The sequence below is a fragment of the Hymenobacter properus genome (genome assembly GCF_015694735.1).
Lineage (GTDB): Bacteria > Bacteroidota > Bacteroidia > Cytophagales > Hymenobacteraceae > Hymenobacter > Hymenobacter properus.
Genome location: NZ_JADQDP010000002.1, coordinates 1,123,258 through 1,149,197, shown reverse-complemented (window position 1 = coordinate 1,149,197; position 25,940 = coordinate 1,123,258). Strand labels below are relative to the sequence as shown.

At 61.6% G+C, this 25,940-nt stretch carries 17 protein-coding genes; 12 read left to right on the top strand and 5 right to left on the bottom strand.

From position 1 onward, the window contains the following. Window positions 1–8 precede the first annotated feature (8 nt). Both I2I01_RS11020 and I2I01_RS11015 read right to left on the bottom strand, forming a co-directional pair. Window positions 9–3,020, bottom strand: coding sequence for a TAT-variant-translocated molybdopterin oxidoreductase (locus I2I01_RS11020; RefSeq protein ID WP_196286490.1), 3,012 nt, complete (start codon window positions 3,018–3,020; stop codon window positions 9–11). Window positions 3,021–3,118: 98 nt separating this feature from the next. Then, a complete protein-coding gene (locus I2I01_RS11015) occupies window positions 3,119–4,456 on the bottom strand; it encodes a cytochrome c3 family protein (protein WP_196286489.1) in 1,338 nt (445 codons plus the stop codon). A 442-nt stretch (window positions 4,457–4,898) separates the two neighbouring features. On the opposite strand from I2I01_RS11015, the gene rpsF reads away from it, so the two are divergent. The 5 genes from rpsF (at window position 4,899) to I2I01_RS10990 (ending at window position 10,946) form a co-directional block, all read left to right on the top strand. After that, a complete protein-coding gene (gene rpsF, locus I2I01_RS11010) occupies window positions 4,899–5,276 on the top strand; it encodes a 30S ribosomal protein S6 (RefSeq protein WP_196286488.1) in 378 nt (125 codons plus the stop codon). Between the two features lie 12 nt (window positions 5,277–5,288). Continuing rightward, on the top strand, window positions 5,289–5,564 hold the full coding sequence (rpsR, locus tag I2I01_RS11005; RefSeq protein WP_196286487.1) for a 30S ribosomal protein S18: 276 nt from the start codon (window positions 5,289–5,291) through the stop codon (window positions 5,562–5,564). Between the two features lie 90 nt (window positions 5,565–5,654). Continuing rightward, entirely contained in the window at window positions 5,655–6,098 is a 444-nt protein-coding gene (gene rplI, locus I2I01_RS11000) for a 50S ribosomal protein L9 (protein WP_196286486.1), read from the top strand. A gap of 98 nt (window positions 6,099–6,196) precedes the next feature. Beyond that, window positions 6,197–8,800 carry a GSCFA domain-containing protein gene (locus tag I2I01_RS10995; RefSeq protein WP_196286485.1) on the top strand — a complete coding sequence of 868 codons (2,604 nt, stop codon included), beginning with the start codon at window positions 6,197–6,199 and terminating at the stop codon, window positions 8,798–8,800. Window positions 8,801–8,861: 61 nt separating this feature from the next. Then, window positions 8,862–10,946, top strand: a complete 2,085-nt coding sequence (locus tag I2I01_RS10990; protein ID WP_196286484.1) for a thioredoxin domain-containing protein — start codon at window positions 8,862–8,864, stop codon at window positions 10,944–10,946. A 76-nt stretch (window positions 10,947–11,022) separates the two neighbouring features. Here I2I01_RS10990 and I2I01_RS10985 read toward each other — a convergent pair whose 3' ends face one another. Next, entirely contained in the window at window positions 11,023–16,014 is a 4,992-nt protein-coding gene (locus I2I01_RS10985) for a fibronectin type III domain-containing protein (protein WP_196286483.1), read from the bottom strand. A gap of 324 nt (window positions 16,015–16,338) precedes the next feature. Between I2I01_RS10985 and priA the strand changes: the two genes are divergently transcribed. Then, window positions 16,339–18,882 (top strand): replication restart helicase PriA, encoded by a 2,544-nt coding sequence (gene priA, locus I2I01_RS10980; RefSeq protein WP_211537908.1) that lies wholly within the window; start codon window positions 16,339–16,341, stop codon window positions 18,880–18,882. Window positions 18,883–18,955: 73 nt separating this feature from the next. Here the strand turns inward: priA and I2I01_RS10975 are convergent, their stop codons facing one another. Beyond that, entirely contained in the window at window positions 18,956–19,588 is a 633-nt protein-coding gene (locus I2I01_RS10975; RefSeq protein WP_196286481.1) for a hypothetical protein, read from the bottom strand. A 209-nt stretch (window positions 19,589–19,797) separates the two neighbouring features. On the opposite strand from I2I01_RS10975, the gene I2I01_RS10970 reads away from it, so the two are divergent. From I2I01_RS10970 to I2I01_RS10960, 3 genes are all read left to right on the top strand, one after another. Further along, window positions 19,798–20,598, top strand: coding sequence for a class I SAM-dependent methyltransferase (locus tag I2I01_RS10970; RefSeq protein ID WP_196286480.1), 801 nt, complete (start codon window positions 19,798–19,800; stop codon window positions 20,596–20,598). Window positions 20,599–20,699: 101 nt separating this feature from the next. Continuing rightward, window positions 20,700–21,941: an S-adenosylmethionine:tRNA ribosyltransferase-isomerase gene (locus I2I01_RS10965; RefSeq protein ID WP_196286479.1), complete on the top strand. Its 1,242-nt coding sequence runs from the start codon at window positions 20,700–20,702 to the stop codon at window positions 21,939–21,941. A 124-nt stretch (window positions 21,942–22,065) separates the two neighbouring features. Continuing rightward, window positions 22,066–22,374: a hypothetical protein gene (locus I2I01_RS10960; RefSeq protein ID WP_196286478.1), complete on the top strand. Its 309-nt coding sequence runs from the start codon at window positions 22,066–22,068 to the stop codon at window positions 22,372–22,374. 99 nt (window positions 22,375–22,473) lie between these two features. Here the strand turns inward: I2I01_RS10960 and I2I01_RS10955 are convergent, their stop codons facing one another. After that, window positions 22,474–22,710, bottom strand: coding sequence for a hypothetical protein (locus tag I2I01_RS10955; RefSeq protein ID WP_196286477.1), 237 nt, complete (start codon window positions 22,708–22,710; stop codon window positions 22,474–22,476). Between the two features lie 148 nt (window positions 22,711–22,858). Between I2I01_RS10955 and I2I01_RS10950 the strand changes: the two genes are divergently transcribed. From I2I01_RS10950 to mltG, 3 genes are all read left to right on the top strand, one after another. Further along, window positions 22,859–23,326, top strand: a complete 468-nt coding sequence (locus tag I2I01_RS10950) for a hypothetical protein (RefSeq protein ID WP_196286476.1) — start codon at window positions 22,859–22,861, stop codon at window positions 23,324–23,326. Between the two features lie 182 nt (window positions 23,327–23,508). Then, complete coding sequence (locus I2I01_RS10945; protein ID WP_196286475.1) at window positions 23,509–24,681, top strand: ribonuclease D; 1,173 nt, start codon at window positions 23,509–23,511, stop codon at window positions 24,679–24,681. A gap of 199 nt (window positions 24,682–24,880) precedes the next feature. Further along, the gene (mltG, locus tag I2I01_RS10940; protein ID WP_196286474.1) at window positions 24,881–25,915 is read left to right on the top strand and encodes an endolytic transglycosylase MltG; all 1,035 of its coding nucleotides are present in this window, start codon (window positions 24,881–24,883) and stop codon (window positions 25,913–25,915) included. The last annotated feature ends 25 nt before the right edge of the window (window positions 25,916–25,940 follow it).

Sequence of the window (25,940 nt, the reverse complement as noted above, 5' to 3'; positions counted from 1 at the left end):
GGTAAGAATTAAGCGTTTTCTTTAGCGAAGAACTCCGACTCGGCGTTGCGAATCTTCGTCAGGTACGTCACGTTCGGCTGCACGTTGATGGAGTCGAGCGAGTGGAAGGCGCGCTCCCCGTCTTCACGGCGCAGCAGTTGGCTGATGCGGCTGTTGGGGTCCTTCATGTCACCAAATACGATGGCTTCAGTGGGGCAGGATTGGGCGCAGGCCGTCACAATCTCGCCGTCTTTCGGACGACGCTTCTGCTTCTTGGCTTCGAGCTTGCCGAGCTGAATGCGCTGCACGCAGAACGAGCATTTCTCCATCACACCGCGGGCACGAACGGTTACGTCCGGGTTCAGCACCATGCGGCCGAGGTCCGTGAACATGTGGCCGTTCACGATTTCGAACTTCTCATTCGAGTAGTACGAGAACCAGTTGAAGCGACGCACTTTGTACGGGCAGTTGTTGGCGCAGTAGCGCGTGCCGATGCAACGGTTGTAGGTCATCTGGTTGAGACCTTCCGAGCTGTGCGTGGTAGCCAGTACGGGGCACACCGTTTCGCAGGGGGCGTGGTTGCACTGCTGGCACATCATCGGCTGGTGAATCACCTGCGGGTTTTCCGAAGGGTCTTCCATGGCCGCGTAGGTGTCCAGCTTGCCTTTGGTTTCGAACGAATCCTTGTGCGTGTCGGAGCTGTAGTAGCGGTCGATGCGCATCCAGTGCATTTCGCGACGGTTAATCACCTGCTGCTTGCCCACTACGGCCACGTTGTTCTCCGTCTGGCACCCAATCACGCACGAGCCGCAGCCGATGCACGAGTTGAGGTCGATGGCCATGCCCCAGTGGTGGTTGTTGTACTGGTAGTCCTGCCACAACGACACCTTGTTCGGAGCTTCCAAGCCATCAGGCGTGGAAATTTTCTCGTACTCGGTTACCTCCTTGGGGTTCTCTTTGTACTTGGCCAACGTGTTTTCCTGCACCACCGGGCGGCGGTCCATCAACGTCTGGTGCGTCTGGGTCTGAGCGATTGGCGAGGTAGCACCGGTCTTGGCCAGCGTCACCACATTCATGTACTGAATGCCGTTGTTGGTCATAGCCAGCACAGCGGCGTTCTCCCCTACTTTATCGCCAGCCTTGCCAGCCAGCGTGCGACCGTAGCCGAGGGCGATGCTCACCGTGCCATTGGCTTGGCCGGGCTGAATCAGCACGGGCAGCTCGATGCTGCGGCCGTTGGCCGTAATCTTCAGCACGTCGTTCTGCTCCCACTTCTGCTCGATGGCCATCTTGCGCGGCACGGCCACGTAGTTGCCCCAGGTCGCTTTCGAAACCGGGTCGGGCAGCTCTTGCAGGAAGGGGTTGTTGGCTTCGCTGCCAGCAGCGCTGATGCCTACTTTCTCGTACAGTGCCAGCTCTACACCACTCGGCTTGGCAGCACCGCTGAGTTGCGAAGCGGCGGCGGCTGGGCTCATGGCCGGTGTGGCTGGAGCCTGGGCGGCGGGCAGGGCGGTGCCCATCAGCACGCCATCGTGCACGGCCTTATCCCAGGCGGCATCCGTCGGGGTGATGCCACGCCAGTTGGCGCGCAGGTATTTGTAGTAAGAGGTGTTGTTGCCGGCCCATTTCAGCAGGCTTTCCTGGGCCTGACGCGTAGTGAAGATGGGCGTGATAACCGGCTGCGATAGGCTGAGGTAGCCTGCTTTGGGCTCGAAGTCGTTCCACGACTCCAGCCAGTGGTTGTCGGGAGCGGCGTATTGGCAGAGGCTGCCGGTTTCGTCCAGACGGTCGTTGAGCGAAATGGTCAGCGGCACTTTGGCAATGCCCGACTTCACTTTGTCGCCCAGCGGATGGTTGTATACCGGGTTTGCGTTGTAGAAAATAACGGCGCCTACAGCCCCATTATTCATGTCATTCACCAGCGCAGCCATGCGAGCATCGTCGCCTTGGCGCACGTTGCTGGCGGCGGTACCAATGGTGGTACCAGCATTGCCCAGCGACTGGTTGATGGCGGTAACCAGCGTTTGAACAGCCGGGTCGTTCGAGCCCGATACCACCAAGCCGGTGGCACCAGCGGCTTTCAGCTCGGCGGCGGCCATGCCCAGTTTGGTTTTGGGGTCGGCACCGGCGCCGCCTACTACGGCGTTATACAGGGCCAACGCGGTGGCGCCCATTTCCGAAGGTTTCACCGGGACGCGCACGTCGGCGTTGGTGCCGGTGAGCGACATGTTGGTTTCGAACTGGAAGTGGCGCGACATCGTGCGCTTGTTCGTGTTCACCTTGCGGTTTACCACGTACTGCTTAGCGTACTCAACCGGCGAAATCCAGGTACCGAGGAAGTCGGCGCCGAGGCTCACAATCACCGTGGCTTTGCTGAAGTCGTAGCCGGGTACCACGCCGCCGTTGGCTTGCAGCAGGGCGCTGGCCGACTGCGCATCGTACATCACGTGCGTGGTGTTCGGGTAGCGGCTGGCGAACTCGGCAATGGCCTTCTTCGTGCTGGGGCTGATGATGGTGGGCGACACGATGGCGATGCGACCCGTGGTGCTGGCCAGCTTCGTGCGGATTTCCTGGTCTACTTGACTCACCTCGGCCTTCTGGCCCTTGATGGCGAAGTGTTGCAGGCGACCACCATCGTAGAGGCTCAGCACAGCAGCTTGCGCGCGGGCCGATAAACCACCTTTGGTGATGGGCGACTCGGGGTTGCCTTCGAGTTTGATGGGCCGACCTTCGCGCGACTTTACCAACACGGAGTTGTAATCCGCTCCCGTGAAGTAAGTAGAAGCGTAGTAGTTGGCAATGGTCGGGTCAATTTCCTCCGGCTTGTTCAGGTAAGGAATGGCTTTGCGGACGGGCGTCTCGCACGAAGCCAAGGTGGCGGCAGCCACCCCGAAACCCATGAGCTTGAGGAAATCGCGGCGGGGAGCCGACGTCGCATCTTTGCTTTCGTGGCTCTCCTTCACCGGCATGAACTCGGCGAATGCCGACTGCATGAACTCCGGGGTATTGTCCAGTTCCTCAATTCCTTTCCAGTACTTCATTTGAAATGGTAATCAGTAGTCAGTAGTGGGTAGTCAGTAATCGATATCAAGTAGTTTCAATACTGACTACCCAGTACTGATTACTAAGAAAATGATGCTTAGTAGTGGCACTTCGAGCACTCGGTGCCGCCGTTCGACGACACGGTGAAGGGCGCACCGGCGTTCTTGGTGTCGTGCAGCTTCACGAGGTTGTCGTAGTACTTGTTGTCCTTCGTGTTGAGGGGCATCTCGCGGTGGCAGTTGATGCACCAGCCCATGGTGAGGGCCGAATACTGGTATACCACTTCCATGTTCTGGATGGGGCCGTGGCAGGTCTGGCACTGGAGGCCGGCCACCTGCGTGTGCTGCGAGTGGTTGAAGTAAGCCAGGTCGGGCAGGTTGTGCACGCGCACCCACTGGATGGGCTGCTTGCGCTCGATGGCGCGGTAGATTTTCTTGATTTCGGGCGACTCCGTCTTAATCTGCGAGTGGCAGTTCATACAGATGTTGGCCGAAGGAATGTTGGCCGACTTGGCCTTGTAAACCGAAGTGTGGCAGTACGCGCAGTTAATCTGGTGCTCGCCGGCGTGCAGCTTGTGCGAGAAAGCAATGGGCTGGGTGGGCTGGTAACCTTGGGTCAGGCCCACGGCCATTACGCTTTGCACACCTTCATAAAGTAAAACCAGAGCGAAAACCGTCCCTACAATACCGCGCATCACGGGCGAGCGGTACAGCTTGCCCCAGTCGAAGCGCTGCTCCAGGATTTCGATGTCGCGGCCGTCGAGGTCCTTGCGGCCACGCAGCACGTCTTTCATCAGGTTGCCAATGATAACCAGCGTCACCACCAGCACAATCAGCACTACAACTAGGACAATCAGCAAGATGTCTACATACTTGCCAGCACCTTCTTCGGCGCCAGCTGCATCAGCCTTGCCGTCGGCAGCGGCTGCGTTGCCAGCAGTTGGGCCACCGGTTGCGGCAGTAGCTTGGCCTTCTTGCGAAGTCACATAAGCCAGAATCGAGGTGATTTCCTTGTCCGACAGGGCGAACGAAGGCATCTGCTGCTTGTTGAACTTGTTGAATAGGGCCACGGCGTAGTCATCGCCGCTGGCCACCACTTTGCTGGAGTTCTTTACCCACGGAATGAGCCAGGAAACGGGGCGGCGCTTGGTGATGCCAGCCAGGGCAGGACCTACTACTTGCTCGTTCACGGCGTGGCACTGGGCGCAGTTGCCTTTGAAGAGAGCATCGCCGGCAGCAATGGCAGCGGCGTCACCACCGCCAGCGGCGGGAGTAGTGGCCGTTGCCGGGGTGGCAGCAGCGGTCGCACCAGGGGCAACCCCTTTTTTATTCACGTCGGCGGCAGCACCTTGGGCCGAAGCCTGCTGAACGCCGGCAAAAGTGAGCACGAGGGCCAGCAACAGATGAGGTAACGAACGGAGTCGAAGGCTATTCATACGGGAAATAGACGGTAAAACGAAACGCTAGGGGCATTTCAAGGCCACAAATGTAGGTCAGGAATCGTAGGCGGCAAAAAGCAGGATGGCATTTTTGGCTCTAGCGCATGCCTTGAAAGCTTATTTAGAATGATGCTAAATAGCTCACTGCTGCATCTTCCTGAAATGCTTATTGATAGTTAAATCAGCACTCCCCTATGCTATGAACGGCGCACTGCCTGGTGCTGATGCTGTTTGGGTTGGTGCGCCGTTGGGATGGATTACCTATGCTTCCGGCCAAGTGCGACTCTGGCAAGCATAGAGTATACCTTATAAGTATAGGGTGCGGAGTTCGAAGCTTTAAAAGCAAATACCTCCCGGGTGCACTTGGCAATCTAACGGAATGTCAGTACATTTGCACCCCAATTCATTTTTTCAATCCCCACAATTCACCACCATCGTAATGGAAGTTAGAAATTACGAGACGGTCTTCATTGTGACTCCCGTGCTGAACGAGAGCCAAGTGCAAGAAACGGTCGAGAAGTTCACCCAGGTGCTTAAGGAAAATAGCGCCGCCATTGTATCCACCGAAGCCTGGGGCCTGCGCAAGCTGGCTTACCCGATTCAAAAGAAGAGCACCGGCTACTACTTCTGCGTCACCTTCACGGGTGAAGGCAACGTGGTAGACACGCTGGAGCTGGCTTTCCGTCGCGACGAGCGGGTTATCCGCTTCCTCACGACCGTGCTCGACAAGCACGCTGTGGAGTACAACAACCGTCGCCGCAATGGCGAAATGAACCAGCAGAAGGCGGCCAAAGAAACCGAAGCCGTAGCCCAATAATCTAGCAACGACATGGCATCTCCCGCATTCAACCGCAACAACGACCGCGGCGCTACCAACAAGCCCCAGGACAACCGCAAGAAGTACTGCCGCTTCAAAAAGAACGGCATTAAGTACGTGGACTACAAAGACCCGAACTTCCTGCTGAAGTTTGTGAACGAGCAGGGCCGCGTGCTGCCCCGTCGCCTCACCGGCACCAGCCTGAAATTCCAGCGCAAAGTGACCCAGGCCATCGCTAAGGCCCGTCACCTCGCCCTGATGCCGTACGTAGCCGACGCCCTGAAATAAATTTTGAATGTTGAGGGTTGAGTGTTGAATGTTGAGCGTGGATTTTCCAACTCAACCCTCAACATTCAACACTCAGAATTTCTGCAAGACATGGAAATCATCCTCAAAGACGACGTTAAGGGCCTCGGGTACAAGAACGACATCGTGACCGTGAAATCCGGTTATGGTCGCAACTACCTGCTCCCGCAGGGTCTGGCCATGCTGGCCGACAAGACTAACAAGAAAATTACGGCCGAGAACGTGCGTCAAGCCGCTCACAAAGCCGACAAAATCAAAGGTGACGCGCAAGCCATTGCCGACCAAATCGGCGAAACCGTGCTGGAGATTCCGGCTAAGGTGGGCGAAAGCGGCAAAATCTTCGGCCGCGTGACCACCCTGCAGCTGGCTGACGCCCTGAAAGCCAAAGGTGTGGACGTGGACCGCAAGCGTCTGTCGTTCGACCAGGAGCCTTCGGCTGCTGGCGACTACACCGCTACCGCCAACCTGCACAAGGAAGTGAAGCACACGGTGAAATTCCGCGTAGTAGCTGAGTAGTTTCAGCGCTGCACTTTGTTTGAAAAGCCCTGCCAGCCGGCAGGGCTTTTTTTATGCTGCCCCGGCGCTATATGGCCCGGCGGGCTATTTTTGCTTTGATGTTTAGAACTGAACTTTCTATTGCCCCGGCCACCGACCAGCTTGCGCGCACGGCGCGGGTCCTGACCATGGGCTCCTGCTTTGCCGACAGCATCGGCTCACGCCTGCTAGCCAATAAGGTGGATGCACTGGTGAACCCGTTTGGCACCGTGTTTCAGCCGCTGGCGCTGGCGCAGCTCTTGCGCGCAGCTGCTGGTGAGGATGTGGACTGGCAGCAGCACATAGTGGAGGCACGCGGCCGCTGGCAGAGCTACGACCTGCACGGCAGCATTGGGGCCGAGTCGCCGGTGGAATTGCTGCAGCACATTCAGGAACTGGTGCGGCGCACTAGTGAGTATGTGCGCAACGCCGATGTGGTACTCCTGACACTGGGCACGGCCTGGGCCTACCGCCTGCGCGAAACCGGCGAACTGGTGAATAACTGCCACAAGCAGCCCGCCGACCTGTTCGTGCGCGAGCTGCTGACGCCGGATGAAATTATCAATGCGCTGGCTGAAACCCATGCTTACCTGCGCCGCATCAATCCCAAAGTGCGCTTTGTGCTGACGGTGAGCCCGGTGCGGCATTTAAAAGAGACCTTGCAATTGAATGCAGTTAGCAAATCGGTGTTGCGGGTGGCCACGCACATTGTGAGCGACCTGCTGCCGGGCGTGGCTTATTTCCCGGCGTATGAACTGCTGGTGGACGACTTGCGCGACTACCGTTTTTATGCGGCCGACATGCTGCATCCGTCGGAAGTGGCGGAGGATTACATCTGGGAGAAGTTTGCGCGTGCGTATTTCGATGCTGATTTCGGTCGCTTCCGCAAGGAATGGGCTTCGGTGCGGCAGTCGCTGGGTCACCGGCCGCTGCATGCGGGGGCGCCCGAGCACCGGCAATTCCTGGAAAGCACCTTGCAGAAGCTGGAGCAGCTGAGCCTGCGCCGGGTAGAAGTGAGCGACGAGCTGCGCACAGTGCGTACGCAGCTGGCAGCCTTGCCCGAGCCGCGGCAGCCAGAGCTGGTGGCCGAACTGGAGGACGACGAAGAGCGGATTGATATCGGCGAGGGCTCCCAAGTATCGGCGGTGGAACGCAGCAGCTCTGATGCGACAGAAGTAGCCAGGGCCGCTGATGCCACGTTGGCCGCCGCAACCCAACCGGCCAGCTCAGAAAACCGCCCGCGCTTGTCGCCGGAAGAGTTTCGGGCACAACGGGGGCAGCGCCCGGAGCGGGGACGGCGCGATGGACGCGGCCGAAATCGGCAAGGTCAGCCCACGGAGAACGAGCAGTTCCAAACGGCCGCTTTTGCTGGCGAAACGGCAGATGCGCCGGTTATTGTGCCGGAGGCACGGGCAGAAGCCGTGGCTGCGCTCGAAGCGAACCTGATGGAGCTGGCACCTGCGCCTTTGGCGGCTGATTTGGTGGCCGGGGCTGACACGGCGGCCAACGCCGAGCCGGCGAAGAAAAAGAAACGCCGCTCGCGGGGTGGGGCCAAGCGCACGGCGCGCAAGCACGCGCTGCGCCTGGCGGCTGAAGCCGAAAACCAAGCACTGAGCAGTGCCATGCCAGGAGACGACTCGGCTGAGCCGGACAGCCCGGCGGCAGCTGCTGCCGTTGGCCAACCGTCTGAGACAACAGAGCCAAAGAAATCCAGCGTCATTGTTAAATCGGTGCCGGTGAAACGGGGGGGCCGTCGGGGGCCGCTGTTTGCGGCACCGTTGGAGCCCAGCGCAGAGACCACAGCGCCCGTGGATGCGGCGCTGCCGTTGCCGACGCCTGCCATTCCGCCGTTGGAAATACCTGCAGTATCGAACGAGCCCTCTCCTGCCCCATTGGCTTCTGAGGCTAACGCACCGGCGACGCGCAACAGCCGCAACCGGAAGAAGAAAAACGCGGCAAAGGCCAATCCGGCCATGGGCACTGCCGCACCAGCAGCAGAAGTCACTGAAAACGAAGCACCAACCCCTGCGGTTGGCAGCGCAGTAATTGAGACTACCAGGCAGCCGGCCGGCGAAGAAGTGGCTCCCGCCATTGCGTCCAACGAGCTTGCTCAAACGGAGAGCCCTGTTTCGGCAATAAATGCTGACGTAACGCCCTCTGGCGACGGCAATACGCCTGCTCGCCGCTCGCCGCGCCGGGCCAAGGCCCGTGCAATCAGCGGGGCGCGGACGGAAAAGCCGGCAGTCGACACGCCGGTTGTGCCCGTGCCCGATGCCTCCCAGGTACGCACGCAAGTGGCCGCAGGCCGTATGAAAGGCTCATCGGCTTCTTTGGTGGCGCCTGCGGCGCCGTTGGAAACACCAGACGCTGCCACAAACGCTAACCCCACCAAGGCGGAGCCCAAAATGAAGGCGGCAAAGAAGCCAACGGCCACAAAACCCAAAGCCAAGCCGGCGCCCCTGGCACCATTGCCGGAAATAGTGGAGGCAACTTTGGAGATTGCACCGCCTGTTTCGGCTGCAAGCGCCGCTCCTGAGCCTAAGCCGGCGGCTAGAGCTAAAAAGGCGCCCAAAGCTCCTGTGAAAGCGCCGGCCAAGCCCAAAGCGGCTAAAACGGGTACTAACAACGAAAAACAAGCCGCCAAACCCAAAGCGGCCAGGAAGCCAGCCAAATCCGCTGAATAAATTACAAACCCGGCCCTTTCCGCCGGGTTTGTCGTTTTAAGGCTCTCCCCTTCTTTTTGCTATGACTCACGCTTCGTTCTTCTCCAATCGTCTTGCCCAAGAAACCAGCCCTTACCTGCAGCAGCATGCCCACAACCCCGTGGACTGGTATCCTTGGGGCCCGGAGGCGCTCAACCGGGCCAAGGCCGAACAGAAGCCCATTCTGGTGAGCATTGGCTACGCAGCCTGCCACTGGTGTCACGTGATGGAGCGCGAATCCTTCGAGAATGTAGCGGTGGCCGAGGTAATGAACCAGCACTTCGTCTGCATCAAGGTAGACCGCGAGGAGCGTCCCGATGTAGACCAGGTGTACATAGAGGCCCTGCACGCCATGGGCCTGCAGGGCGGCTGGCCGCTAAATGTGTTTTTGACCTCAGAAGCCAAGCCGTTTTACGGCGGCACGTATTTCTCGCCGGGCAACTGGACGAAACTGCTGGCCAACATCGGCGAAGCTTACGCGGGTGAGCACCGGGCTGAATTGGAACAGTCGGCCGAGCGGTTTATGGAAGTCATCGGCGCCAGCGAACTGCAGAAATATGGCGCGTCAAACGGGCACGCAGCGCAGGAAGCCCTTGGCGGCACGCCAGAAACCGGTCCGGCCGGTGTATCGGACGACGAATTCAAGCTACTGGTGTACAACCTCAGCACGCAGTTTGACCGGGAACGCGGCGGGATGAACCGCGCGCCGAAGTTTCCAATGCCCGGTATCTGGCGGCTTTTGCTGCGGGCCTACGCCATCAGCGGCAGCCCGGCGGTGCTCAACCAAGCGGTACTGACGCTGCGCGAAATGGCCTGGGGCGGTATTTACGACCAGGTGCACGGCGGCTTTGCGCGCTACTCAGTGGATGCCGAGTGGCTGGCCCCGCACTTCGAGAAGATGCTGTACGACAACGGGCAGCTGGTGAGCTTATACAGCGAAGCCTTTCAACTCACGCAAGATGAGCTGTTTCGGGAGGTGGTTTACGATACCATTGAGTTCGTTCGGCTGGAGCTTACGAATGCGGAGGGCGGCTTCTATTCTTCCCTCGATGCCGATAGCGAGGGCGAGGAGGGTAAGTTTTACGTCTTCACGAAGGACGAGCTGCGCGATATTCTGGGCGACGAGGAGCCGCTGTTTTCGGCTTACTACAACTGCACGGCGCTGGGCAATTGGGAGCACGGGCGCAACATCCTGCACCGCCGCCAAAGCGACGCCGATTTTGCCGCCGCGCACCAGCTCACGGCTGGTATCGTGCCCGAACTGATGGCCGGCTGGAAGCAGAAGATTATGGCTGTGCGTGCCACCCGCGTGCGCCCCGGCCTCGACGACAAGGTGCTCACCGGCTGGAATGCCCTAATGCTGCAAGGCCTGACGGACGCCTACCGCGCCTTCGGCGAGCCCGAATTCCTGGTAATGGCGGAGCACAACGCAGCATTTATCCAAAAAAACCTACGCAACGGCGCGGGCTTGTTCCGCACCTGCAAAAACGGCCGCGCCAGCATCAACGGCTTTTTGGAGGATTTTGCGCTGGTCATCCAGGCCTACATCAGCCTCTACGAAGTCAGCTTCGGGGAAAGCTGGCTGCGCGAGGCGGAGGCCCTGACTGAGTACGTGCTAGATAATTTTTTCGACCCCGCCGAAACGCAGTTTTTCTACACCGACCGCCGGGCCGAAGCCCTCATTGCCCGCAAAAAGGAGCTAATGGACAACGTCATTCCAAGCTCCAACTCGGTGATGGCGCACAACCTGCGCCGCTTGGGCCGCCACCTCGAAAACCCGCGCTACACCGATTTGGCGGCCAACATGCTGGCCCAAGTGCGGCACTTAGTGGTGAGGGAAGCGCAACACCTGGCCAATTGGGCCTCGCTCTACGCGGCACTGCTGCGGCCGGGCGCCGAAATTGCTATTATCGGCCCCGACGCCGAAGATTTCCGGCAAGAGCTGAGCCGGCATTTTTTGTTTGATGCGGTGCTGGCCGGTGCCGAAAAATCGTCGGAACTGCCCTTGCTCAAGCTGCTAAAGGCCCCCGAACAAGGTCGCACCGCCATTCATATCTGCCGCAATCAGGCTTGCCTAGCGCCGGTCTATAGTGTGGCAGAGGCTCGAAAGCTCCTGGCCGAATTTTAAATACTTTTCAATAAAGCAAAGCACAAAAAAAGAGCCGGCCTTGGGGCCGGCTCTTTTCCATTTTCTGCTGGCTCGTTTATTCCAGCACCACTTTGCGGGTCAGCACTTCATCACCTACCACCACGCGCAGCGTGTAAAGGCCAGTGGCAAAGCCTCGCGTGTTCAGCACCTGCTCGGTGGTGCCGCTGGGCAGGCGCTGCGTGTACACTACCTGCCCCAAGGCATTGAGCAAAGTAGCTTGCATGGTGCCGCGCAGACCCCTGAGGCGCAGGGTGAGCTGGCCGGTATTGCTGGGGTTGGGGAACACCAGCAGGCTGCCCGACTCGGCCTGAACACGCCCTGCCGTGACCGTAGCGCCGGCAATGGTGAAGGCTCCCGGCGTGTCACTGTTGCCGTAGCCGCTCACAGCCACGTAGTAGCGTTGGCCCGCCGTGAGGCCGGTTAGGTTCACGGTGCCCACAGTGGTGTTGGCGGCCCCGCTGCTCTGGCAGCTTACCAGCGTAAACGGCCCACTCGTGCAGTTGGCCGCCGTGAATACCCGCACCATGCCCGCCGGGGCCCCAGTGAGGGTGAGGCGAACCGACGTGATGCCCGCTGCGGGCGTCATGCTGAACCAGACATCGCCGGGCGCGGTGGCTGGCGCGCAAGCCGGCAGCGAGATACCCGGCTGAGCGCTGGTGGTGGCTCCCACAGTGGTACCCGACACCGGCTGCAAGGGGCCGCCCGAAGCCGACAGCGTTAGCGTGACGGCACCGCAGGGGTCGTCGTTGGCGGGCGCAGGTGGCGTGGCCGTAGTTTGGAAACAGAACGGCCCGGCGAAGGCGCTGCTGCCGGACGGGGCCGGGCAGTTCTGCCGCACGTAGAAACAATACTGGGTGGCAGCTGTGAGGCCGGTAATGGTCAGAGTCGTGCTGAGGGCCGTCACCGTTGTGCCCGTGCCCTGCGTGAAGCCCTGCGGACCGAACTCAACGGTATAGGTGGTGCCTGCCGCAGGCGTGCCACCCGGCTGCCAGCTCAGCACCGCCGAGTTGAGGCTGCCTGCCCCTGTGCCACCGGTGGGCACCGCGCACGGCAGCGCCGTGGTGGTGAAGCAAGTAGGCCCAACTTGGGTGCTGCTGCCGTTGCCGCCAGGGCAATTTTGGCGCACAATGAAGCAGTAAGTGGTGCCAGGGCTCAGAGCCGTGAGTTGGGCACTGGCGCTAGTGAGGCCACCAAGGAATGTACCCGTGCCGGGCGTGAAGCCTTGCACGCCATATTCAAGGGTGTAGGTGGTGCCCGTGGCGGGTGTGCCGCCGGGCTGCCAACTCACCTGGGCCGTGGTGGTGGTGATGTTGCTCGAAGCTGGCGCCGTGGGCGCCGCGCACACCGGGGCAGCAGTGGTGAAGCAGGTGGGGCCTACCTGGGTGCTGCTGCCGTTGCCGCCGGGGCAGTTCTGCCGCACGTAGAAGCAGTAGGTGGTAGCAGGAGTCAGCGCGGTAAGCTGGGTGCTGGCGGTGGTGAGGCCGGTGACGGTGGTGCCCGTGCCGGGTGTGAAGCCCTGCACGCCGTATTCCACGGTGTAGGTAGTGCCCGCGGCAGGCGTGCCACCCGGTTGCCAGTTCAGCTGCGCGGTGTTATTCGTGACATTGCTCGAGGCCAACGCGGTGGGCGCGGCGCATACCTGCGGCGTGGTGGCGCACACGGCATAGGTACCCACAGCATTGACATTGAATGCCCATACACGCACGTAAAGCACTTCGCCGGGCGTGCGGCCATTGAGGGTGAGCAGCGACTTGAGCGCGCCGCCCTCGTCGTCGCTGCAGCCCAACAGGCTCAGGTTGCTGCAAGTACCCGAGTAAATGGCCATGCCCGTGTCGCCCACGTCGGTGCCCGTGGTGGGCACCACGGTGCGCACCGTAAGGGTGCCCGTGGCCGGCACGGTCACCTGGAACCACACGTCGCGGCTCTGGGTGTTACCGGCACAGCCGGGCGCGGGTGCACCAGTACTGGCGGTGGCGGTGGTGTTGTCGGTTGTGGTTTGGCTGGTGCAGGTGGTGCCCACCTGTACGGGTAGGGTCAGGGCGCCGGCGCAATCGTCGTTGGCGGGCGGCGGGGGCGGCGTGGAGAGGCACAGCGTGAAGCCGGCGGCCGTGCCCGTGGGCGGCGTCAGCGCAGTAGAATACACCCGAATAAAATAAGTTTGGCCGTTCGTTAGGCCGCTTACGGTCACGGGCTGGGTGCCATTGGTAAATACCGTATTGCACGACAGGTTGGATGAGGCCGCGCACGTGCCCGAGCGCACCTCAAACGTGAGAATACCTTGCGTTGGCGTGAGCAGCACGGTGTGGGCCGAACTACTAGCCACGAAGCTGTACCACACATCGCCGGCGCTGCCCGAGCCCCCGCCACAGCCGGCGGTGCCCGGCAACGACTGCGAGGCATTTTCTACGGTGCCGCTCACAGAGGTGCCGCAGCTGGTAGTAGTCGACGCCGTCACCGGCACAGCGTTGGCGCACTCATCGTTGGCGGGCGGCGGCGGGCCAGGGCTGATGCACAGCGTAAACGTAGCGTTTATGGCAGTGGGCTGCGCGGTGCCAGCGGCGTACACGCGCAAGAAATAGGTTTGGCCATTGGTCAGGTTGCCCACCAGCGTACCCACGGTCACGGTGGCCAAGGTGGTGTAGCACGTTACGCTGGTACTGGCCGCGCAGGTGCCACTGCGCACCTCTACGACGGCGGTGAAACGGGAATTTATGGTAATCAACTGGGAGCTGCCACTGGCCACGAAGCTGTACCACACGTCCTGGGCAATGGGCGTGTTGGCGCTGTTGCAGCTGGCCGGAGCCAACGACTGCGACGCTGCATCGACGGTGCCACTCACCGGCGACGCGCAGGTAGTAGTAACGGGCACGGCCACCGCGTTGGCGCACTCATCGTTGGCGGGCGGCGTGGGCGCCGGGCTAATGCACAGCGTGAAGGTGGCATTGGCCGGCAAGGGCTGAGTGGCCCCGTTGGCATAAATGCGGATGTAATACTGCTGGTTGGTCGTGAGCCCCCCCACCACTGTGCCACTGGTTGAGCCGGCAAACACATTGGTGCAGAGCAAGCTGGTGGAGCTGGTGCAATTGCCCGAGCGAATGTCCATCACGGCGCCGAAGCGCGTGGTGAGGGTGATGAGCTGGGTGGGAGCGCTGGCCACGAAGCTATACCACACGTCGGCGGCCGTGGTCACGTTGGCCCCGCAATTGGCCGTGGGCGGCAGGCTCTGCGTGGCATTGGCCACCGTGCCGTTGGTGGAAGTGGCGCAGCCCGCCACCACCGCCACGGCCACGGCCGTGCTGCAGTCATCGTTCACCGAAGGCGGTGGGCCGGACGTAATGCACAGCGTGAAGGCCGAATTGGTCGGCGGCGTGATGGCATCGGCGTACACCCGAAGGAAATACGCTTGCCCATTTACCAAACCCGTCGCCGTCACGCTTTGCCCCCCAAAAGTAGAGGTGCAAAACACGCTGGTCGAATTGGCGCACGTGCCCGTGCGCACATCCAGCACGGCCCGGAAGTTTCCGGCCACCGCAAGCGTTTGGGAAGTGCCATTAGCCACGAAGCTGTACCACACATCGTTGACCACGGTGGCCGACAGGGTGCAGTTAGCAGTGGACGGCAATGACTGCGAGGCCCCAACCAGTGTGCCGCTCACCGGCGCAGAACAGCTAGCGCCAACGGACACCGCTACGGCGCCCGTGCACTCGTCGTTGGCCGGGGGCGTGGGGCCGGGGTTGATGCACAGCGTGAAAGCCGGGTTGGCGGGCGTAAAAGTGCCGTTCAGGTACAGGCGCAAGTAGTAAGTCTGGCCGTTGGTCAGGCCGCTCACCGTCAGGGGCTGCGCGTTGAAGGCGGTGCCGCAGAACACGCTGGTAGAACTGGCGCAGGTGCCCGAACGCACGTCGACAAGGGCCGAGAACCCGGCCGTGAGCGTGACAAGCTGCGTGGCGCCGCTGGCCACAAAGCTGTACCATACGTCGTTGGCGGCGGTACTACCTCCGCAGTTGGCAGTGGGCGGCAGCGACTGCGTGGCGCCCTGGATGGTACCGCTTACCGGCGCGGTGCAGGCCGTGGTAACGGGCACCGGCACGGCCCCGGCGCAATCGTCGTTGGCCAAAGGAGGCGGCGAAGTAGCGCACAGGGCAATGTAGCCGCTGCGGTTGTTGTTCCACGACCACACCCGCACGTACAGCACCTCGCCCGGTGTGCGCCCCGTGTAGGCCAGCATGGATTTGGTGCCGCCGCCCTCGTCGTCGCTGCAGCCCAGCTGGGTGAGGCTCCCGCAGGTGCCCGAATAGATGCTCATGCCCGTATCGCCCACGTCGGTGCCGGTGGTGCTCACCACGGTGCGCACGGTCACGTTGCCGCTGGCAGGCACCGTCACCGAAAACCACAGGTCGCGGCCGTTGTAGTTGGCGCAGGTAGGCTGGGGCACGCCGGCGCTGGAAGTGGCCAGGGTATTGTCGGCACTCACCTGGGTGGTGCAGGTGCCGGTGGTGCTCACCGGTATATCGATGGCACCGGCGCAGTCGTCGTTGGTAGGCCCCGTGGTGCCCTGCCCAATGCACAGCGCAAATGTGCTGCTGATGCCAGTGGGCGGCGTGTTGCTGGCCGGGTATATCCGCACAAAGTAGGTTTGGTTGGCAACCAAGCCACCCACCGACACCGCTGCGGTGTTGTTGTTGGCAATAGTGGTGCAATACACGCTGCTGCTACTGGCGCAACTCCCGCTGCGCACGTCCAGAATGGCCGCAAAGCGCGGGGCCAGCGTTACTAAATGGAGGGAACTGGTGGCGGTGAAGCTGTACCACACGTCGGTGGCGGTGGTGAGGCCCACGCCGCAGCTGGCCGTGGGCGCGAGACTTTGGGTGGCGCCGGCCACGGTGCCGTTCACGGGCGTGGTGCACACGCTGGACGTGGCCAAGGGCACGGCCCCACTACAATCATCGTTGCTTACCTGCGCCAGGGCCCGGCCGCCGCTCAGCAATAAGAGAAAGGTCCACACCAACGGGAGCCGTTGGAGCAGCAAGCGTATCATTTGCTTCATAAGTGAGGAGGAAAAGGGTGAGAGAATAGGGTGAATGCAAGCGTGCGGTAGCTAGACCAACCAGCTGACGATTAGGCTGCTCAAGCTATAACTTTTCGCGCAAAAATCCAGCCACAACCTAAATATTTAAACACTTATACATTTCAGACCCGGCCCGGCTGTATTGTTTTGGGCAAGTGCTGCTAAAGCTGTGAGCGGGGCACCCGTGGCCGGCTCTCCCCGCCAGCTAGCCCATGCGGCGGGCAACTTATGCTCCTGCTTAGGGGTTGGGCTACGGGAGCCGGCGGCTTTATCTTTACTATTCGCCCCACTCCTGTTGCTGTTTTGAATCTCGCGCTTGATTTTATTTCGCCCGCCGCGGCCCCGTCGGCCGACCGGGTGACGCTGTTTGCCGACGTCATTTTGCCCCTACCCCTGCCCCGGCTCTACACCTACCGGGTGCCGTATGAGCTCAACGACAACGTGGTGATTGGCGGGCGCGTCATCGTGCAGTTTGGGGCCAAAAAAACGCTCAGCTGCATTGTGGCCGCCGTGCACGAGCAGGCGCCCAAAGACTACCAGGCCAAGTACATTCTGGAATTTATCGACGACGCCCCCGTCGTGACGCAGCCGCAGCTCAAGCTGTTTCGCTGGATGGCCGACTACTACCTCTGCACCATCGGCGAGGTCATCAACGCGGCCCTACCCTCGGCCCTGAAGCTCAGCTCGGAGTCGCGCATTCAGCTGCACCCTGGCTTTTCGGCCGAGGAAAACGAGTATCCGCTTTCGGCACAGGAGCAACAGATTGTGGACGCGCTGGGCACCGTGGAAGAAGGCAAGGCAATGACCTTTACCGAAGTGGGCGAGCTGCTCGGCATTACGTCCTTCCACAAGGTCATCAAGTCGTTGATGCACAAGGACGTCATCTTCCTGTTCGAGCACACGGCCGACAAGTACGCGCCCAAGGTGGTGAAGAAGGTGCGGCTGGCCCACCACTTCGTGTCCGAAGCTTCGCTCGAGCAGCTGTTTATGCAGCTCAGCACCAAGCCCAAGCAGCTCGACGTGCTGATGAAGTACCTGCAGCTCGTGCCCGTGTACCAGAACGAGCACGCCAATCTGGCCGGCCTCGAAAAGCCCTACCTCACCAGCAGCCCCCACCTCTCGGCTTCGGCTGTGAACACGCTCATTAAGAACGGCGTGCTGGAGCAATTCGACCAGATTGTAAGCCGCTTTCCGTTGGAAAATGAGGGTGCTATTCAGATCCCTTTCAGCCTCAGCGAATCGCAGACGGCGGCGCGCGATGAAATCATGGCGCACTTCGGGCAGAAGGATATCGTGCTGCTGCACGGTGTGACGGGCGCCGGCAAAACGGAAATCTACATCGACCTCATCCGCACGGCCTTAGATAGCGGCGGGCAGGTGCTCTATTTGCTGCCCGAAATTGCCCTCACCGCCCAGATTGTGACGCGCCTCATGCGCGTGTTCGGCTCGCGGCTGGGCGTGTACCACTCCAAATTCTCGGATAATGAACGGGTGGAAGTGTGGAATGGTGTGCTCTCGGGCCGCTTTCAGGTGGTGATTGGGGTGCGCTCGGCGGTGTTTCTGCCGTTCGACAACCTCTCGCTCATCATCGTTGATGAGGAACATGAATCTTCCTACAAGCAGTACGACCCCGCCCCGCGCTACAACGCCCGCGAGGTGGCCCTGATGATGGCCAACTTCCAGGGCGCCAAGACACTGCTGGGCTCGGCCACGCCAGCCGTGGAGACGTATTACCAGGCCAAGCAGGGCCGCTACGGGCTGGTGACGCTCAGCAAGCGCTTTGGCGAAGCCGGCATGCCCGACATTGAACTGGTAGACACGCGCAAGGCCCGCGAGCACAAGACCATGCACAACCACTTCTCGGCCGATTTGCTGGGCGAGATTGAGCGCAAGCTGGGCGCCAAGGAGCAAGTGATTCTGTTCCAGAACCGGCGCGGCTACGCCCCCGTGGTGGCCTGCCAGGACTGCGGCTGGATTCCGAAATGCACCAATTGCGCCGTGAGCCTGAGCTACCACAAGCACAGCCACGAGCTGCGCTGCCACTACTGCGGCTACCACGACAGCATGGTGACCAAGTGCCCCGCCTGCGGCTCGCGCGCCGTGAAAACCCAGGGCTTCGGCACCGAGAAGATTGAGGACGACCTCAAAATCATGCTGCCGCAGGCCAACGTGCAGCGCATGGACCTGGACACCACCCGCGCCAAAAACAGCTACCAGCAAATCATTGCCGATTTTGAGAAGCAGGCCACCAACGTGCTGGTAGGCACCCAGATGGTGACCAAAGGCCTCGATTTTGCCAACGTGAGCCTCGTGGGCATCATCAACGCCGACAGCATCATTCACTACCCCGATTTCCGGGCGCACGAGCGGGCCTACCAGATGTTTGTGCAGGTGAGCGGCAGGGCCGGCCGCAAGGGCAAGAAAGGCAAGGTCATCATTCAGACCTCCGACCCCACGCAGGTGATTTTCGACAAGGTCATCCGCAACGACTACGTGGAGTTTTACAACTACGAAATCGTGCAGCGGCACGAGCACGGCTATCCGCCCTTCATGCGCGTCATCAAAATGACGGTGAAGCACATAGACCAGAACGTGGGGCAGGCTGCGGCCATTATGCTGGCCCAAGAGCTGGTGGAGCGGCTGGGCCAGGCCGCCGTGTTGGGGCCGGAGGCGCCTTATATCTTCCGCATCCGCAATTTCTTCCTGCAGGAAATCACCATCAAGCTCGACCGCGCCCACACCGTGCTCAAGCATGCCAAACAGCAGATTCTGGAAGCCATGGACGTGGTGCGCGACCAGAAGGAGTTCAAGCAAGCCCGCCTGGTGGCCGACGTGGACCCCATGTAATGCGCATGATTGCGCCATAAAAAAAGCCCCGCTCAGCAGCTGAACGGGGCTTTTTTTATGCTGAATCCGGGGGTTATGCCTGGTCGAGCACCCAGAGGAGCAGGAACAGCACGCCCACGATGAAGACGATGAGGCCCAGCACGCGGAACAAACCGGGTAGCAGCGCGATGAGCGCACCGATAACCATGAGAATGATGCCCAGCCGCAGGTTGCCGCTGACGCCACCTTTGGCCGTCGAAGCCGTGTTGTCGTGCTGGCGGGCAGCTGCTTTCTGCACCATTTTATCTACTTTTTTCGTCACCTTATTCAGCACCAGGCGCTGAATGCCGGTCAGCTTGCGGGCGGATGCGGCGTCGGTGCTGGCCGTGCTGGCTGTGGTGATTTCCGCTGGCGTAGTGCTCAGCTGAGCTGCGGCTGCAGGTGCAGGGGTTGCCACTTTGGCGGGAGCAGGCGTGGAATGGGCTGCTACAGCGGCGGGCGCTACGGCGGCAGGCGCTACAGTGGCGGTTTCGGCGCTTGCGGCTGCTTCGGTGGTGGCAGCAGCGGCTTCTGGCTTGGCCGGTACGGGGGTGGCCGCGCGCGTCACGCCATGGTAGGAGGCGCCTTTGGGGAGCATGGCGTACTCGGCGCGGTTGCAGCTGCCAAACGTGAGGGCGCAAAGGGCCACGGCCGCAGCTTTGGCAAACGAGGGAAACAGGTTTTTCATAACTGAAAAAGGTAATTGGGTAAGCGGAATGCGCGTTCTACGGCGAAAGTCGGAAGCAGGTGGCTGCTTTGCACCATTTTCCCGGTTTAATCAATTCTCTTCTTTCTTTTCACCCCTGCCGGCCGCTACCCGCGATGGGCTTGATAATTGCTGAACGCACTGCCGGGAATTGCTGTTGATGCCTTGGGTGTGCTTACTTGCGAATTGATATGAAGTATCGTTTTTCATCCTGGCAACGGACCTTGAACGCCGTGGGAACCGGCAGCAGTGCCGGTTTGCTGCTGTGGGGCTGCACCCAGCTGCCCGCCGAAACACGGCCGTCGGCTTTTGCCACGCAGCGCCTGCAGGCTGTGGTGCAAGCCGATACCAGCGGCTACGAAACCGCGCCACCGCGCGACCCCAACGGCATTGGCACCTATTACATGGGCCGCCAGATTGCCCACGTGATGGGCCACGAGGGCGCCAGTTGGCTGGAGCGCACCGGCCGCCGCCAGGAAGAAGGCACCGACCTGCTGCTGAAAGAGCTCCAGTTGAAGCCCACCGACGTGGTGGCTGATATTGGCGCCGGCACGGGCTTTTTCTCGTTCCAGCTGGCCAAAAAAGTACCCAAAGGCGAAGTGCTGGCCGTCGACATCCAGCCCGAAATGATAACGGCGCTGCAAGCCAACAAGCGCAAGCTGAAGGCCGCCAACGTGCGCCCCGTGCTGGGGACCACCACCAGCCCCGCCCTGCCTGCCGACAGTGTGGACCTCGTGCTCATAGTGGACGCCTACCACGAGTTCGACCACCCACGCGAGATGGGCCGGGCCATCCGCCGCGCGTTGAAGCCCGGCACTGGCCGCCTGGCCCTGGTGGAGTACCGGGCCGAGGACGCTAACGTGCCCATCAAGCGCATTCACAAGATGAGCGTGGAGCAGGCCCGCAAGGAAATGGCCGCCGTGGGCCTGGAATTTATCGAAACCGTGGAAACGCTGCCGCAGCAACACCTGCTGCTGTTCCGGAGAAAGTAGCCGTCTTTTAAAAGATAAAAAGCCCGCCTGAATCGTCAGGCGGGCTTTTTATCTTTTAGCACTCAACTTTTAACGGCACCCAACCCGACCTTTGCGGGCCTATGACGACCCCCGACCCGCGCCAGCTTTCCATCCACGACTTCACCTACCCCCTGCCGGCCGAACGCATCGCGCCCGAGCCCCTGCCCGACCGGGCTGCCAGCCGCCTGCTGCTGAGCCGCCACGGCCACATTGCGGATAAGCAATTTCGCGACCTGCCCGGCGAGCTGCCGCCCGGTGCCCTGCTCGTTTTCAACGACACGCGGGTGGTACGGGCGCGGCTGCTGGCCCGGCGCCCCACAGGTGGCCAGGTCGAGTTGTTTTGCCTGGAGCCGGTAGCACCACACCGCAGCCTGGAACTGGCCCTGCAGCAAACCAACCACGCTACCTGGCGCTGCCTCGTGGGCAACGGCCGCCGCTGGAAAGAAGGCCCCGTGACGCTGGAATTCACCACTGCCGACGGCCAAACCGCCACCCTCACCGCTGTGCGCCAAACCCAGGAGGCGGGCACCGCCCTGATTGACTTTAGCTGGGAGCCCGCTGAGCTACCCTTTGCCGAGGTGCTGCGGGCAGCCGGCCACTTGCCCCTGCCGCCCTACATCGACCGGCCCGACACCGCTGCCGATGCCGTGCGCTACCAAACCGTGTATGCCGCCACCGAGGGCGCTGTGGCAGCTCCTACCGCCGGCCTGCATTTCACACCGGAAATACTGGCCGAACTGCAGGAGAAAGGCTTCGAAATTGGCCACGTCACGCTGCACGTGGGGGCGGGCACTTTCCAGCCCGTGAAGGCCGACCGCATGGCCGAGCACCCCATGCACACCGAGCCCATTCTGGTGACGGCTGCGCTGCTGCGGCAGCTGCTGGCGCACCGCCCGCGGCCAGTCATCGCGGTGGGCACCACCAGCCTGCGCACCCTCGAAACGCTGTATTGGCTGGGCGTGGGCTTATTGAAAGAACCGGCTGCCCGCCACGCAGAGCTGCTGGTTACGCAATGGCAACCCTACGACTGGGCGGATGAAGCCGCCAGCATTACGGCAGAAACGGCCCTAACGGCATTGCTGAAGCATCTGGAGCAAAGAGGAACCGACACGCTAGAGGCGCGCACGCAGCTGCTCATCGCGCCGGGCTACCGATTCCGGCTCATCGACGGGCTCATCACCAACTTTCATCAGCCCGAAAGCACCTTGCTGCTGCTGGTAGCCGCGTTGCTGGGGCCCGGCTGGCGCCAGGTGTATGAGCACGCCCTGGCCCACGGCTACCGCTTTTTGAGCTACGGCGACAGCTCGCTGCTGCTGCCGTAGCACCTGGCAGCCGCTTCCAACCGCGGTTGTTGGGCCGACAACTATTTGCGGCACGGCTCTTGTCAGAACCTTTGAAAACGGGGCCCGTACAACGCCCCACTTACCCTTAATTCAACTTCTGACCATGAAAAAAGTAACCTTGCTGCTCGCCCTGTGCGCTTTCGCTACCGCCAGCTTCGCACAAACCACGCCCTCGACCGAAGTGAAGGTGCGTGACAACGGCACCACCAAAGTGGTAACCAAAACCGGTAAAACCAACGTGGGCCAGGCCCTCGACAACACCAAGGACGCCGCCGGCAACGTGGCTCACAAAACCGGCCACGCCATCAAGCGCGGCGCCAAAAAGACCGGCCATGCTGTGAAGCGCGGTGCCAACAAAGTAAGCGGCAAAGCCGCCGAAGGCTCGGCCAAAATGGAAGCCAAAACCGAATAGGTTCGACTAGCTTAAGCTTTTCCTTTCGCATTTCCCAAAAAGCCCCGACCTTAGTAGGCCGGGGCTTTTTGTGTCTTCAAGGGTAGAGCTAAGGAGGTGTTAAGCTTCCTTCGTTTTCTCGCGCACCTCGTGCAGCACCCGCTCCACCACGCCCTGCCCAAACAGGCTGACGCCCGCGTTGAACACCGTGAGAGCTGCCGTGCCGGCCAACACCCAGTCTTTGGTGGGCGCGCCTTTTTCTTTCAGATTGCCGGCCCACTGCACCAGGCAGGCGCCCGCGCCAATGGTGACCAGGCCCAGCGGAGAAAACAGCAGCCATTTGGATTTATGTGTCATCAGAGAATATGGTTGGAAGTGAAGAAATAACCTGCGTTTGCGGTGGATGTTGCGGCCGCAGAAGGTCGAGGGCCCGGCTGTGGCGCGTACCTTGCGGCTTTTAGCTTACGCACCGAACAAGGCCTTGTTTCGGCCCCTGCCCTTCTCTATGTCGCCCTACGAACAGCTGCTGCACCTCGCCTTCACCGCGCCCAACGACGTGCGCTACTACCTCACGCCCACGGCCCGGCAGGCCCACGACCAGCTGCGCACCGCCCCGCCGGCCCAGCGGCCGTTCCGATTTGAGCAGGTGCGCCTGGGCCTGGCCATGAGCCTGCTGAAACTAGTGAGTGAGCTGGGCGACCACGACGCCAGCCGCCAGGTGCTCGACCTGCTGCACCGCGCCCTGAACGAAGCCCGCTCGCCCGAGGACATCGACCGCATTGTGAGCCGCGACGCGAAACTGTTCGACCGCATGTACGAAAACCTGTACGTGAACGAGGAGGGCGAAGAGCTGCTCAACCTCTTCGGCCGCACCCTGGACGCCGACGCACCGGAGCTGCTGGAAGAAGTGGCGCAGGAAGGCGTTGACTTGGCCCGCACGCTCGACTTCTCCCGCGACGAAGACGAAGAGTAGGAAGTCGCAACCCAACAAAAGCCACGCGCCGGCCGCGGGCGCGCAACGCCCCAAACCAATTAGCCGCCGGTAGCTGTTGGCATATCGGCCCGCGGCGTCGTTTGCCTGCCGCCGGTGCCTACCTTTACCGCGCCAGCCGGGCCCGGCCCGGTACCGGCTCCGCCGCTTTGCTTTCTATTTCAATGCCCACCATTCATTACCTGACCACCGCCGAGGCCGTTGTTTCCGCGGCGGCGCACTTTGCCACCCTGCCGCGCATCGGCATCGACCTGGAGTTTGACGACATGCGCCACCGCTACGGGCGGCACCTGGCGCTCATTCAGGTGTTCGACGGCCTGGAGGTTTACCTTATCGACCCGCTGCCCCTGCCCGACATGGCCGCCGGCCTGGAGCCGCTGTTTGCCGTGCTGCGCAATCCGGCCGTGGCCAAGGTGTTTCACTCGTGCAAGTCCGATATTCTGCTGCTCGATGAGCTGTTCGGCGTGCACTGCCGCAACATCGTGGACACCAGCGTGCAATTCACGCTGCTAGCGGCTGAAGACAACAACATTTCGCTGGGCCGCCTCATTCAGGCCGAGCTGGGCTTTGAAGTGGACAAGGGCGAGCAAAAGTCGAACTGGCTGAAGCGCCCGCTCACCGAAGCCCAGAAGGAGTACGCCGCCAACGACGTGCTCTACCTGTTCGAGCTCACCGACCGCCTCAGCGCCCGCCTGGCCGAACTGGGCCGCTCCGATTGGGCCGCGCAGGAAAACATTGCCCTCGAAGCCGTGCGCTACGGCCGCGACGACCCGCGCCCGTGGTCGCGCAACGCCGCCAAGTATCGCATCACGCCGCAGGAAATGCCCATTTTCCGCGAATTGTATTTGCTGCGCGACGCCGTGGCCCGGCAGCTCGACCGCCCGCCCTACCACGTGCTCAGCAACGACAAGCTGGCCGAGCTCACGCGCAACCCCATCGAAACCACGCTGCAGCTGCGCACCGCCAACGGCCTGCACCCCGAGCTGAAGCGCCCGCCTTATGCCGAGCAGCTGCTGGCCATCGGTACCACCGACCTGGCTCCCGAGGCCCCACTGCCGGCCGACCAACGCAAGTTCCCGTTCCGCCGCCGCCTCAGCGGCCCTGCCGCCACCCGCGCCGAGGCCCGCGAAACCCTGCTCAACGCCCTCAAAGCCCATCTCGCGGCCGACCACGGCACCACCATGGCCAACATGGTGCTCAGCAACCGTCTCATTGCCGACATCATCGAGCTGGGCGCCGACGCGGCCCTGCGCCCTTGGCAGCAACAACTCCTGCGCGAGTCGGCCGAGCGCCACGGCGAGAGCTACGAGCAGATTGCCGCGCCATTTCAGTCTTAATAAACCGGCGGCAAATTCCGCCTCTACGTCATGCTGAGCGCAGCCGAAGCATCTCTACCGCGTAACTAATCAGATTTAGTGTTGCAGTAGAGATGCTTCGGCTGCGCTCAGCATGACGTTCTTTTATTTTGTTCAATCAAACTGCGGATAGACCTCCTTTGCACGTTACAAGTCCGATTTCTAATCAACGCCGTTCTTAATGCAGAAAGGCTGGCTCATAAGCGGGATTTTGCTGCTGGTGCTGCTCGCCGGGTCCTATGCGGCATGGCGCGTGGCCTACCGGCCCAACGTGCGCGCCTTTGCCGAGGGCCCGGCCTACCTCTACATCCGTACCGGTACGGGCTATGCCGCCGTGCTGGACTCGCTGCAGAAGCACGACCTGTTGCTGGAGCCCGCCACGTTCCGCTGGGTGGCCGAAACCCACGACTACCCGGCCCATGTGCAGCCCGGCCGCTACCGCCTCGACCCCGGCCTGGGCAACGTGGACCTGGTGCGCCGGCTGCTGCGCGGCGAGCAGGACACGGTGAAGTTCGAGCTGAACTCGTTTCACTACCTCGACAAGCTGCCGCGCCAGGTGACGCGGCAGCTTGAGGCGGATTCCTTCAAGCTGGAACTGCTGCTCGGCGACAACGCCGGCCTGCAGCGGCGCTATGGGCTCGACACCTGCACCATTCGCACGATGTTCATTCCGGGCACCTACCGGCATATGTGGAACACCAGCGCCCAGGTTTTTCTGGATTCGACAGCGGCCCGCTACCGCCGGTTCTGGACCAGCCAGCGCCAGGCCCGGGCCGATTCGCTAAAGATGAGCCGCACCCAGGTGAGCGTGTTGGCCAGCATTGTGCAGCGTGAAACGGCCCAGCCCACCGACAAGCCCCTCATCGCCGCCGTGTACCTCAACCGCCTACGCAACGGCCAGCCCCTGCAGGCCGACCCCACCCTGCTGTGGCCCCTGCACGGCTTGGGCACCCGCAAGCGCGTGCTGAACGTGGACAAAAAAGTCAACTCGCCCTACAACACCTACCGACACAAGGGGTTGCCGCCCGGTCCCATCACCACGCCGCGCCCGTCGAGCCTGGACGCGGTGCTAAAGCCGGCCCACAACAAGAACCTCTTTTTCTGCGCCCGGCCCGATGGCAGCGGCTTTTCCGACTTTGCCGAAACCTACGCCCAGCACCTGCGCAATGCCCGCCGCTACCAGCGCCGCCTCGACAGCCTGGGCGTGAAGCGGTAGAAGAATTGGGCAGCCCGATAATCAT